This window comes from Rhodococcus sp. NPDC003382 (assembly GCF_053589135.1).
On record NZ_JBSFRH010000045.1, the window covers coordinates 40,779 to 52,249 of the forward strand.

Consider the following 11,471-nt stretch of genomic DNA (forward strand, 5'->3'; position numbering starts at 1 on the left):
TCAGCCGCGGACGAACGGATCGAACACCAGGATCGCGAGGCCGAAACCGCACATGACACCGCTCATGATGATGGCGATCCACCGCGCCAGCCTCGGACCGAGCCTGCCGATCTCCGCGGCGAACAGCGCCACCGTCAACAACCATGCTGCCGCGAACGCCACGAGGAACAGGCAGTGTCCCACCAGGGTCCGGTAGTCGGCATCCGGGCCGGCGAAGGCCGGGATGACGGTGACAAACACCACCAGGGTCTTGGGGTTGGTGGTATCGATGAGGAATCCGCGGCGGAATCGCCGTGTCGGTGCCAGTACCCCACGTCGGGACTCAGCGCTGTCCCAAATCTCGTCCTCGCCACTGTCGGGGACCCGGACAGCACTGCGTAGAGAGGTGAGTCCGATGAAGATCAGATAGATCCCGCCGATGATGCGCAGTGCGGCGAGGGCCGCCGGTGCGGCGACGAGTAGCGCAGCGAGACCGGCGCAGGCGGCGACCGTGAAGACGAGCATCCCGGTCAGGGCGCCCAACGCGGTGGCGACTGCGTCGGCGCGGGACCGCAGTGCCGCAGCGGCAACCGCCAGGCTGTCCGGCCCGGGCGTCATCACCATGAAGGCCACCGCGGCGACGAAAGCAGCAGCCATCACGCACCTTCCCGATCTTCGGGATCACCGTTCACAGTCCACCGGCCACGCGATTGTGGTGGCGGTGAGATACGAAGTCTTCACCGGCCGCGAACCCAGCCGCGGCGGCGATCTCGCTGGTGGCAGCGACACCAACGTGGGGTATGCGGTCCGCAACCCGTCGAGGCCGTCCCGGATCTCCTGCAGCAGCGTGAATTTCCGTGTCGGTGCTGCCGGGTGCCATGCCGACGACACGAATGTCCCGGTGCCAGTTCGTGTCCCCGGCCGCGGGTGATCGTCTCCACCGCAGCACTTGGATGCGGCGTATCCCCCGTACTCGCCGGGCACCCCCGGTGACTGCGGCGATGCTGCTGCCGGTGATCACCACACCGGGTAGTACGCGGTCGCGCGCCGGTAGCGAACCGCAGCCGCGGTCATCACCCACAACCCCGAAGACGTTGACATCGACGATGTCCCGGACCTGCGCTGCGGTCTCGGTGAGGACATCACCGAGCGGGCCGGTGATCCCGGCGTTGTTCACCAGCACCGTCACCTCCCCCGGGCTCTGCGCCGCCGTATCGACGCCTGTTTCTGCAGCGTCGGTGTCGGCGACGTCGATCTGGATGGCACGGACCCGGGGACCGCATTCGGCGACCAGGCGAATGGCAGCGTCGGTGTCTCGGGGGTAGGCGAAACCCACCTCGTGGCCCGCTCGGGCGCTGTGGCCCGGACGATCGCGGCACCACTCCACCGGCTACCGCCGGTGACGAGGAAGTGCCCGCTCATCGCCGGTTCACAACACACTGAAGCCGCTGGCCAGAGCGGAGCGTCCTGTCATTGCGAGCAGAACGGTCTCACCGTGTCCCCGGAGTACGGCCAATTCGGTTGCCACCGACAGCGCCTCCCGCAGTGCCCCGGCCGGGACGAACGCCGGGTGGCCGATGGCCCGGGCCAGGTCGAGGCCGTGCACCACCAGTTCGAAGGTGCGGGTCGGCAAGTAGTGCGACAACAGCATGCCACCCACCACAGTGGTGACGAGCGGGTCGTCGGTCTGCGCCAGGGCCTGCAGCGCCCGGTCCCGCATCTCCGCCAGGGCGGCTGCGGGATGGTCACCGAGTTCGGCGCCGGCCTGCTCACCCCGCACCCGGACCGCCTCGGCGTCGACCTGCTCGGCGGCCAGCAGGTAGTAGTCGGCGGTGGACGGCACACTCTGCACGGCTGCGGGTCGAGCGAGATAGTCCACGACGGTGCTCAACGCGCGGCCGATGTGGCCGACCAGCGAACGCACCGTCCACCCCCCCAACGCCGGGTCGTCCCACTTCCCAGGAGGGACGGTGGCCGCCAACGCGACGACGTGGTCGGCAGCCACCCGGAAGCCGTCGAGCACTACCGGTCCACATGGTTCGCCCGCAGGAACCTGCTCAGTGACGAGCTCACCTTCCTTGATGCTCATGACGCTATGAAACCGTCTCGACACCCGGCTCGACAGTGCCATTTCGCGAGGAATCGTTGGGTCCCCCGCGAAGTGGACCAGTGCCCGGACCGATCGAGGCTCCTGTTGTAACTTCCTGTCTCCAAATTCCTTCCGGCGTTCTATTCAAGCGAGGTTTCCTGCGTCGTCCTTTCCGGCAGGGTCCCGGAGTTCATGATCCGGGCACACCACCGGACAGGAGCGCCGACATGGTGCGATCACGACGCACCGGGCATCCCGGTCGACGTCGATGCCCACATCGTGCCGGCCGTGCTGGGCAGGAAGATGAACGGTGCCGAAATGTCGTGCTACCTCGGCATTTCTGAGATTTCAGTGACCGAGACGGAAATGCCAACTCCTCGACGCCGACGGCCGGCGCTTCGACGAGCAACCCTCCGAGACCGCGGCCGACGGAACACGGTCGAGGAACGACAACTCCGCAGCCAGAACGACTCCAGCCGGCGCCGTCCAGACAGAACAGGTCGGACTCGCCCCGGTGAGGGCCGGCCTGTGCGCGGGGTCCACCCTTCCCACGGTGCCTCACGACACCACCGTTCAGATCTCACCGATCCGCGCATCAGTCCCAATCGCGGTGCACATGAAAGGGGGCACACGATTCGGGACGGTGCCCCTCAGGTACACACAGAATCCGAACACGGCGACTGCACCGGTCGACGAGGTTCCACACGAAGACCTGCACGGTCGATCGACGATCGGATCGCGCTCGTCACAGTGCTCGGGAGAGAAATCTGTCGAGCCCGCTCCGCACACCCGCGGTGGGAACGGTGGTCGCGAACCATGCGGCCTCGACGGCGAGTCCCTCGTCGATGGACAGGTTGATGCCACGAGTGACCGCCGCAAGACAGGCATGCACAGCCGTCGGCGCGTGTCGTTCGATACGTACCGCCAACTCCAACGCGGCGGCGAGCAACTCCGCCGCCGGGACAACGCGGTTGACCAAACCCATCTCGTGCGCGCGATGGGCATCGACGGCATCGCCGGTGAGGATCATCTCCAGGGCACGTTTGCGACCGATATGACGCGGCAGTCGTTGCGATCCCCCGAAAGGCGGCGGAAAACCCAACGAGATCTCGGGTTTGGCGAAGGTTGCGTGATCGGCAGCGACCGCGAGGTGCGCGGCTTCCACGATTTCGCATCCGCCGCCGTAGGCAAGGCCGTTGACCGCGACGATGATCGGTTTCGGGAACTGCTCGATGCGCCGGGTCAGCCCTTGTCCACGGGTCACGATGTCCTGCAATGCGGGCACGGTACCGGCGTCGATGCTCTGCGCCAAGCACACGATGTCGGCGCCGGCACTGAAGGCCCGATCCCCCGATCCCATAAGGACGATCGAGCGGATCGACTCGTCGGTGGTGGCGCCGTCCAGCCACGCCGACAACTCGTCGATGGTGGCGTAATCGAGTGCATTGAGTTTGTCCGGCCGGTCGATCGTGACCACGGCTGTCGATTCCGCTTGGTGCACTTGGATACTCATCAGCGTTCCTTCTTGTGGAGGTCGTGAAACACGGGTCGGCGCACAGGTCACAGGGACAGGGTGTGGCAGGCCGGGCTGTAACGCTGGGTCTCCTGGAACTTGCGGCGCATCCGGTGCAGGACGTGCCACGGCGTGCGCGCGATGTCGTAGGCGAGCTCGCGAGCCCGATCGAGGACCGGGCGGTCGCGGACGACCTCGGTCAGCAACCCGAGGGCGAGGGCTTCCTCGGCGTCGACGGTCCTGCCGGTCAGGACGAGTTCCCGTGCGCGGGTGGAGCCCACGCATTCGGCCAGCGGACCGTAGACGACGGGGAACCTGCGGCGCTCGGGATGGGAGAACGTCGTGCGGTCGGTGCCGAGCCGGAGGTCGGCGAGCACCGCCAGATCCGCTCCCCCGGCGACGGCCGGTCCGTCGAGTGCGGCGATCACCGGCACCGGGTGCGCCGCGACGGCGACATTCATCCGATCGGAGGAGGCCCACAGGCTGTCCTCGTCGATACGGTCGAATTCGGTGAGGTCGAAACCGGCGCAGAAGACGTCTCCGCGGCCGGTCAGGATCACCACGCGGGCCTCGCCGGCCAGGGCTTCGAAGGCGTGGGCGAGCTCGAGTCGCATCGCGTGCGACAGGGCGTTCTTCTTCTGCGGACGGTTCAGCGTCACGACGGCCACACCGTGCTCGTCGACCGCCGTGGTGTCCACCTCGACAAGAGGATTGCTCATCGCTTGCTCCTTCGTGGTCAGGGGCGGGGCACCCCGATGGGATTGGGCAGAGGGACGGCCCCGGTGTCGAACAGACGCCGGCTGATCGGGGCGGCGACAGCGATGATCTCCTCGATCCCGGTCTGGCCGAGCGCCGTCACCGGGTCGGCGGCCAGGAAGTCGGTGCGGTCCTCGATGCTGCGCCGCAGCGCTCCCCCGCTCTTGGTCAGCCGACCGCCGACATCGATCAGGCCGCGGGCCCGCAAGCGACGCGCCGAGCTCTCCCATTCCTCGTCGCTCCAGCCGCGGTTGGGTTGCATGATCTCGCGGGTGACCGTACCGGTCGCCGCGTGTGCGACGACCGCGTCGATACCGCGCAGACCGGCGTGCACACAGGCGATGACGTGCCCGTCCCCGCGGTGTTCACGCAAGACGGTGGCAGCCAGCCACAGTTGGGCGACGACATCGTCGGGGCGAGGAACCCTCGACCACCCCGCCGCCAACGGACGTCCCGCGAAATGACAACCGTCCACGGCTATTTCGAGAAGGGAAGCCAGTGCCTCGAGGTCCCGTCGAGGCACCTCCCGCAGAGGGTCGGCAAGGACGAGACGCGCGGTGGCAAGCCGAGCGTCCAACACCCTCTCGGGATCGGCGCACGCCCAGGCTTCGGGTAGCGCCCGGGCGACACGTCGGGCCGGGAAGCTGAAGAACATCGATTCGACGGGGGCGGCGGTCATCGCGCCGAGCGGGGCGGCGCGGCCGGCGAAATATCCCATCCAGTAGCCGCTCATGCCGAGGTCGAGAGAGATCCGGCGGTGGTGCGGGGAGAAGTAGGGTGCCGCGTGCAGCGGTTCGATCGCTTCCCACAGGCGCCGGGCCAGGGTCGCTGCCAGTTCTGCCATCCTCGTCCCTCCGGTCGTTGGGCGTGCAGTGATCAGCATCGTGGTTGCGACACCGCGCGGACAGTGCCATTTTTGTCGAGTGGACCAGGACACTGTGTGGTGGACGACCGTCGTCTTCGGCCCGGACGATCACACCGATCTCCCCCGCTACCAGTGGATCGTCGCCGCGATCGAACAAGCGATCGACGCCCGTACCGTCACCTACGGTCAGCGCCTGCCCGCCGAACGCACCCTCGCCGCGGCACTGTGCGTCAGCCGCGGGACGGTGGTCCGCGCGTTCGAAGAACTCACCGAACGTGGTGTGGTCGAACGCATCCACGGGTCGGGCACCTTCGTCCGTCCCCGCCCCGGCACCCCACGCCCGATCATCCGGCACATCGATTCGCCGACAGAGGACATCGGCGACGTCATCGACCTGTCCGAGCCGGCCCCGGCCGATGCGTCGCATCTGCCGGTCATCGACTGGGGTTTCGATCCGACGCTCTGCAATGCAGGTGTTCCTGCCCGGGGCCTTCCGATCCTGCGGCACGCACTGGCAACACATCTCACGTGCCTGGGTCTGCCGACCGAGGCGGATCAGATCCTCGTGACCACCGGCGCTGCGGAAGCACTCGACCTCGTTCTCCGCGCGACCTCGGCCGCGAAACGACCGGCCGTGGTCGGGGCGCCGCTGTGGCCGGCGCTGCGGTCGGTCGTCGCCGAACACACTGCAACGTCGCTGTGTCTGCATCCGGACGCCGGAGGCATCGACCCGGCCGCCGTCCGGCGCGCGCTGCGCCGCACCCGCGCCGCGATCGTCTTCGCCGATGTGGTCGAGTCCGGGCCGAGCGGGCGGAGTACGGCATCATCGCGGTTGCCGCGCATCGCCGCGGCGATCGAGGACCACACCGCCCTCGCCATCGAGGACCTGTCCTTCCTTCCTCTCGCCGCCACCCGCGACCCGCAGGCGCGGCCGCTGGCGGCACTGTCGGCGCGGGTCACCGCGATCGGGGACCTGGATCGGGTGTTCTGGGCCGGATGCGGCATCGGCTGGGTCCGGACATCGGCGCCGGACGCTTCGCTGATCACGGCGTCGCCGCGCATCCCGGCCCCGGCGGTGAGCGCGCAGGTGCACGCCGCGCGACTGCTCGACGCGGCGAGCCCCCAATGGTTCGCCGACCGCTACACCCAACTCGCCCAGCAGGCGGCGCATCTGCGCGCCGCGCTGGCGGAACTGGTACCCAGTTGGACGGTGGAGCCGGCGACCACCGGAGACGGGCTGTGGATCCGGCTACCGGTGGTCGATGCGTCGACCTTCGCGCATGTCGCGGCGCGTGGCGGGGTCCGGGTGGCTGTCGGGCGGGACTGTGTCACCGACGGTGGTCTGCGGGAGTACATCCGGCTCTCGGCCGCCGCGGACACCACCGTCCTGGACACCGCGGTGGATCGGCTCGTCGAGGCGTGGGCGACCTACACCCGGCGGCTGGCGGCAAGCGTGTAAGCCTTATGGAACCGGGGCGCCTCTCCTTTGAGATTCAGTCGGCAAACACCGCCCCACTCAGCCATCGTCGAACAGCACGGTCGCTACCAGGAGATATGGAGCAACGTTCGATCGGATCCCACCCCTCGTTGACATGGTTGACGAATCTGAGAACACTCGAGTTGACACAGTTGACCCCGCGGGGAGGATCCGGCATGAACACCCTGGCCGAACAGGAACGCAAGCTCATGGACCTTCTCACCCGCCGCGTCCACAAGACGTTCGCCGACGCCCGCGCAGCCGGCATCCCCGCCGACGTCTTCGACGACGTCGAATCGATCGCCGACTCGATGGCCGCGGCACTGCCCACCAGCGGTGCCTACGACCAACTCGTGGGCCCCTTCTACGACACCGCCGGCCTGACACGGTGGCGGGGCGTGAGCCGCCAAGCAGTCAACAAAGCCGTCGCCGCCGGCACCGTGATCGCCTGCCGGCTCGCCGACGGCCAATGGGTCTATCCCACCTGGCAGTTCACGACCTCCGGAACGGTGCATCCGCACCTGATCACGCTGTGGAAGACCCTGCGCGCCGCCGCCGACCCGTGGACCTGCGCGGTATGGCTGCGCAGCCCGCAACCCGCACTCGACGACCGCAGCGCCGCCGACTGGATCACCGACGGCCACCCCCTCGACACAGCCCTGGCGCTGGCTGATGCCGACGTGCAGCGGTGGGCCGCGTGAGCCGCGACGCTGTCGCCCTCCGCCCCCCGGCCCGGCCCCTGCACCAGTTCCCCGGCTGCGACCTCACTCCGGCGCAGCCACTGCACCGCGGGCACCAGGCAACGAACGGCCCATGGTGGTTCGCCTCCTCCGGCGGCGGCCGCTTCGATCTGACCCCACCCCGCGGCACCTGCTACCTCGCGTTCGACGAACCCACCGCGATCCGGGAAACCGTCGGGGAGACACTGGCAACGACAGGGGTGATCAGTGAGGAGTTCGCCGCCGACCGCCGCCTGTCGACCCTGGTCGTGCCACACGATCATCGCCTCGCCGACACCTGCGCGGAGGAGGCCGCGGACTTCGGCCTGACCCGAGAGCTCTCGTCCATGACCCCGTACGCGATACCGCAGGAATGGGCCGCCGCGTTCGATGCCCACTTCGCCGGGTTGCGGTACCAGACCCGATTCACCACCGGGCCGAACCCGAACGCGGTCGCCCTGTTCGGTGAGGCGGGCGAGGCCGACTGGCCGACCGACCTCAGCCCCGAACCGTTCGCAGTAGCTGCCCGTCGGTGCGGCTTTACCGTTGCCGGCCCGCCACGGTCGGTGCGGATCGTCTCACCGCCCGGGAACTGACAGGCCGGCCCGTCACCATCGGCAGCGCATCAACGCCCGCAAAGTTCCGTCGCTCTCGTGCCCAGACTCGGGACATGGTCTCCACGCCCACCGCACTGCCCCGATGCTGACCAACCTCGGACCCCACCGAGCGGCAACCGGGCGTTCAAGATGACGGGATGACCAACGCGCCCCCACCATGGTCGACGGGCAACGCCGACGAGCCACACCGGCAACGACATCACCCGACCTATCCCTGAACTCCCCGAACCGCGTTCAGCGGTAAACGAGAGCACTTCCCCGACCGGCTGCCGCAGCACCTCGAGTACTTCCTCAGGCGTCGCGTAGAAGAACTCACGCCGAGGATTGACTCTGTTGACCCGCCGCTCGGCGAACGCTTTCGTGCAGTTCGGCTCCGACCGTCACCGCGTCCTCGGAGAAGAACAAGGCGTGCACATCGAACCGGAACGGCACCGGCGCGTCACCGAGTTCACGCACCCGGTCCATCGGACGAGCCGGCGTGTCATGCCGATCGTGACCATGGTGATCCCGAAGGCACCCATGTTGGAGATGACGTAGACGTACCCGGCTCGGATGTTCGCCGCCCGATAGTCGACATCATCGAGTGCGCGCTGGACCTCGGCGAGTGTGGTCCGCAGGCGTTCGGCGGCAGCGCTGTCGCCGTTGGCCTCCCCTGTTGCCAGTGCCGACCGGTAGTGCGCCAGTTCCTTGTCCAACTTTGCGTTCGGCAGCCAGTTCCTGCTCGGCCTTGCGCTGCTCGCGCAGTTCCTCGCGGCGGGCGCGTTCGGCTTCGTTCTCCTCCTGTACCTTCTGATGCACGACGAGATGTTCAGTGGCGGGTGGGCAGGGTCTTCCCCGCGGACCGTTGCGGCGCGACCAACTCGACGCCGATGCAAATGCCCGGCGTGCAGCCTCCGGAGCGCAGCACCGCGTCAGTCGTCGTGGCCGGAGGTGTAGTCGACGACGCCATTGTGCTTGGTGGTCGTCGACTCGACGTGCGTGCCGGTGGTGAAGTCGTCAACGAACAACGTCACCGACTCGATCACCGCTGACAACGGATGATCGAACGCCGCCCGCGCGTTGCGTGCGCAGATCGACCGTGCAGATCCATGCGGGTAGAGGTCGGTGATCGCCGTGGTCGGGGTAAACCGCCCACCGAGCTCGTTGTCCGGGTCGATACGGCCGCTCCACCACCGGTGCTGCGCACGATGAAGGGCCGTCTCGCAGGTGACCTCCACATCGACGATCGTCAGATCGGTGTAGCCCGCCCCGCCGAGTTCGGTGAGCAACTGCGCGCCGAGACCGCCCCAGCGGAAGGTGCCTTCGATGACGATGTTCTCCCCCGCCTCGATGCAGTGCTCCTGCACGGTGTCGAGGATCTGGGTGGATTCACGGTGCACGAGCGTGGCCAGCTCGCGCGGGCGCAGCTGGCGCCCGTCCGGCAGCACGACGTCGAGCAGGTCGTCGTAGACGCCGCGGTCGAGGCCGTCGCGGATCAGGTGGTCCTTGATGCGGTCGGAGTCGAGGACCCGCCAGCCTTTGCCGGCCAGACCGCGGGATTCGATCGCGGAGGACTTACCCGCGCCGGGGACACCGGCGGTGACGATCGCGCACCGACCGTCCCGGTCGATACCGTCCTGCTCGGCCAGGTAGGCGTCGACGATCGCGGCGCGGGTGTGGCGCCGAGACGGGTCGTCGGCATACAGACGAAACGACGCCCGGTCACCACCGGCGTCGAGGACACCACCGGGCGCGCACCACGAGTCGAGGCGGGCATGGGTCTTGGCACAGGGCTGTTCCACTAGCGGCGGCTCGCCGCCCGCCGCGCCGCGGTAACCTCCAGCAGGCGCTGATAGTCGTCATCGGAGAGCAGATCCCCGGCCCGTTCGATCTGATCCCAGCTGCCGCGCACGTACACGTCGGCGGCAGGATCGTCCTCGGGTGGGCCCCCGAAGGTGTAGTCCCAGTGCTCGAGCTCGTCCATCATCTGCTCATGGGTGAGCTCGCCGACCGCGTACCGCAGCATCACCTCACGAGGGGTGCGCTGCCGGACCTCCGGCCGCAGGCGGGCCTTCTTCAGCAGCCGGCTGATCTCCGGCTGCTCGACCCCGACCCTCTGCGCGATCTGCCGCTGCGACCATCCGGCCTCGGACGCGGCAAGCACGGCGCGGATCTTCTCGAGCTGCGCCAGTTCCGCGCGCGGGGAGATCGCGCGCAGTTGCCGCTCGATGTCCTTCTCGAACGCCACCGACATCGTCTTCACCACCTCAACTGGGGATATACCAAATAGTATCACCTCGGGCTCTGCCTGCACCGCTGCTCAACCCTGCCTGTCGAGGTATCGGTCAGTGACCGGGCTGCTACGCAAGAGCTCGTAATCACACCGGGCCGGACTCGCACGGCCGGCTACCCCGGCAACGGAACGCCCCGCCCACGGGACGCCCTCGAGCCGCGCGCAGCGCGAAGGTGTTTCAGCGGATCTAGCTGCGTCGATTCCCCGTCTCCTGCTGGGTTTGCCGACCGCCGGGATAAGGGTTGGGCCGCTGGTAGGAGGGGTGGGGTGTCGGCAGCTGCGGGCGACCCGATCCCCGTACCTCTGTCCGGGCGGGAGAGCAAACGCCTTAAGGGGCAACCCAGCCGTGGATGTCTTTCATGACCGTGTGGGTCGTGGTGCCGTCGAGTGCACCGGGATCTCGAGGTACCACGGGGTCGGTACGCGGCTGGAGCGACGGCGCATCATCGGTCGGTATCACCATGGTTCCGGCCGGGTTCGCGATACGGGAGTGTCGAGATCGACTGTCGGAGTACTGGTCTCCGCCACCGGAGGAACGGCGCGCATGGTCGAAGACCAGCGCAGCCAGCCGGCGCGCACCCCCTCGTACTTGCGGCCCTGCCCGCGGGTGATCTCCCGCAACCGGTCCGGTTCGACGAAGAACACCAACTGCCAACCGCCGACGACCAGTTCAGCGATGACCGGCGCCGGCCCCCGCCCAGCACCGCGGTCACGGCGCGCGGCATCGGCGAGGACGTGCACGTCGACCGAGGTCGCGGCCGGATTCGATCCCGGCACCGAGAAATGCTCCCGGCTCCTCCACACTCCGTACATCCCATTCCTCGATCCACCGGTCCGGCCGCAGCCGAACCGTCCGCACCCCCGCGCTGTCCGGTGCACAGTGTGACCCAGACAGTCCCGCAGAGCAGGTAGCGGGTCGACACCCCGCCCACACCGCCGCCGACAGCACACCCTCTCGGGGGCTCATCCACTCCGTGAACCCCATCTCCTTCGCTACCGTGCCAAGCCATGGACACGACCCTGCACACACCACACCCCTGGCCGCACCCTCCGAGGGCCCGAACCCCGCCACCAGGCCGAGCCTTGACGAGCTAGTGCCGCACCCGTGAACCTTTGCCCCGTTGCAGCCGACACGCCGACCACTTCCGGTGTGCCGGCCACGGCATCGGTCAACCTGGTCGAGT

The 11,471-nt window shown here is 68.2% G+C and carries 13 protein-coding genes; 3 read left to right on the forward strand and 10 right to left on the reverse strand.

Annotated features, from left to right (window positions below):
• The 6 genes from ACWDUD_RS24535 to ACWDUD_RS24560 all read right to left on the reverse strand — a co-directional run bounded on the left by ACWDUD_RS24535 (nucleotide 1) and on the right by ACWDUD_RS24560 (nucleotide 5,181).
• Nucleotides 1–636, reverse strand: a complete 636-nt coding sequence (locus ACWDUD_RS24535) for a LysE family translocator (RefSeq protein WP_450110971.1) — start codon at nucleotides 634–636, stop codon at nucleotides 1–3.
• Nucleotides 637–667: 31 nt separating this feature from the next.
• Nucleotides 668–1,315 carry an SDR family oxidoreductase gene (locus ACWDUD_RS24540; protein WP_248676394.1) on the reverse strand — a complete coding sequence of 216 codons (648 nt, stop codon included), beginning with the start codon at nucleotides 1,313–1,315 and terminating at the stop codon, nucleotides 668–670.
• Nucleotides 1,316–1,408: 93 nt separating this feature from the next.
• Nucleotides 1,409–2,068: a maleylpyruvate isomerase family mycothiol-dependent enzyme gene (locus ACWDUD_RS24545; protein ID WP_450110972.1), complete on the reverse strand. Its 660-nt coding sequence runs from the start codon at nucleotides 2,066–2,068 to the stop codon at nucleotides 1,409–1,411.
• A gap of 745 nt (nucleotides 2,069–2,813) precedes the next feature.
• Entirely contained in the window at nucleotides 2,814–3,632 is an 819-nt protein-coding gene (locus ACWDUD_RS24550) for an enoyl-CoA hydratase-related protein (RefSeq protein ID WP_450110973.1), read from the reverse strand.
• Nucleotides 3,629–4,300, reverse strand: a complete 672-nt coding sequence (locus ACWDUD_RS24555) for an enoyl-CoA hydratase/isomerase family protein (RefSeq protein ID WP_450110974.1) — start codon at nucleotides 4,298–4,300, stop codon at nucleotides 3,629–3,631. Before ACWDUD_RS24555 ends, ACWDUD_RS24550 begins: the two co-directional genes overlap by 4 nt.
• A gap of 17 nt (nucleotides 4,301–4,317) precedes the next feature.
• Nucleotides 4,318–5,181 (reverse strand): SCO6745 family protein, encoded by an 864-nt coding sequence (locus tag ACWDUD_RS24560; RefSeq protein ID WP_450110975.1) that lies wholly within the window; start codon nucleotides 5,179–5,181, stop codon nucleotides 4,318–4,320.
• Nucleotides 5,182–5,260: 79 nt separating this feature from the next.
• On the opposite strand from ACWDUD_RS24560, the gene ACWDUD_RS24565 reads away from it, so the two are divergent.
• From ACWDUD_RS24565 to ACWDUD_RS24575, 3 genes are all read left to right on the forward strand, one after another.
• Entirely contained in the window at nucleotides 5,261–6,661 is a 1,401-nt protein-coding gene (locus tag ACWDUD_RS24565) for an aminotransferase-like domain-containing protein (protein ID WP_197250221.1), read from the forward strand.
• A gap of 194 nt (nucleotides 6,662–6,855) precedes the next feature.
• Nucleotides 6,856–7,380 carry a hypothetical protein gene (locus ACWDUD_RS24570; protein WP_450110976.1) on the forward strand — a complete coding sequence of 175 codons (525 nt, stop codon included), beginning with the start codon at nucleotides 6,856–6,858 and terminating at the stop codon, nucleotides 7,378–7,380.
• Nucleotides 7,377–7,994 carry an RES family NAD+ phosphorylase gene (locus tag ACWDUD_RS24575; protein ID WP_450110977.1) on the forward strand — a complete coding sequence of 206 codons (618 nt, stop codon included), beginning with the start codon at nucleotides 7,377–7,379 and terminating at the stop codon, nucleotides 7,992–7,994. The genes ACWDUD_RS24570 and ACWDUD_RS24575 overlap by 4 nt, the downstream gene beginning before the upstream one ends.
• Nucleotides 7,995–8,395: 401 nt before the next feature.
• Here ACWDUD_RS24575 and ACWDUD_RS24580 read toward each other — a convergent pair whose 3' ends face one another.
• The 4 genes from ACWDUD_RS24580 to ACWDUD_RS24595 form a co-directional block, all read right to left on the reverse strand.
• On the reverse strand, nucleotides 8,396–8,710 hold the full coding sequence (locus ACWDUD_RS24580; RefSeq protein WP_450110978.1) for a hypothetical protein: 315 nt from the start codon (nucleotides 8,708–8,710) through the stop codon (nucleotides 8,396–8,398).
• 216 nt (nucleotides 8,711–8,926) lie between these two features.
• Complete coding sequence (locus ACWDUD_RS24585) at nucleotides 8,927–9,796, reverse strand: zeta toxin family protein (RefSeq protein ID WP_450110979.1); 870 nt, start codon at nucleotides 9,794–9,796, stop codon at nucleotides 8,927–8,929.
• Entirely contained in the window at nucleotides 9,796–10,248 is a 453-nt protein-coding gene (locus ACWDUD_RS24590; protein ID WP_450110980.1) for a hypothetical protein, read from the reverse strand. The genes ACWDUD_RS24585 and ACWDUD_RS24590 overlap by 1 nt, the downstream gene beginning before the upstream one ends.
• Before the next feature lie 495 nt (nucleotides 10,249–10,743).
• Nucleotides 10,744–11,064: a hypothetical protein gene (locus ACWDUD_RS24595; protein ID WP_450110981.1), complete on the reverse strand. Its 321-nt coding sequence runs from the start codon at nucleotides 11,062–11,064 to the stop codon at nucleotides 10,744–10,746.
• Nucleotides 11,065–11,471: the final 407 nt, after the last annotated feature.

Bases quoted from the DNA above. Each gene is read 5' to 3' on its own strand.
- ACWDUD_RS24545 (WP_450110972.1), bottom strand. From the start codon at position 2,068: ATGAGCATCAAGGAAGGTGAGCTCGTCACTGAGCAGGTTCCTGCGGGC.
- ACWDUD_RS24570 (WP_450110976.1), top strand. From the start codon at position 6,856: ATGAACACCCTGGCCGAACAGGAACGCAAGCTCATGGACCTTCTCACC.
- ACWDUD_RS24555 (WP_450110974.1), bottom strand. From the start codon at position 4,300: ATGAGCAATCCTCTTGTCGAGGTGGACACCACGGCGGTCGACGAGCAC.
- ACWDUD_RS24535 (WP_450110971.1), bottom strand. From the start codon at position 636: ATGGCTGCTGCTTTCGTCGCCGCGGTGGCCTTCATGGTGATGACGCCC.
- ACWDUD_RS24560 (WP_450110975.1), bottom strand. From the start codon at position 5,181: ATGGCAGAACTGGCAGCGACCCTGGCCCGGCGCCTGTGGGAAGCGATC.
- ACWDUD_RS24590 (WP_450110980.1), bottom strand. From the start codon at position 10,248: ATGTCGGTGGCGTTCGAGAAGGACATCGAGCGGCAACTGCGCGCGATC.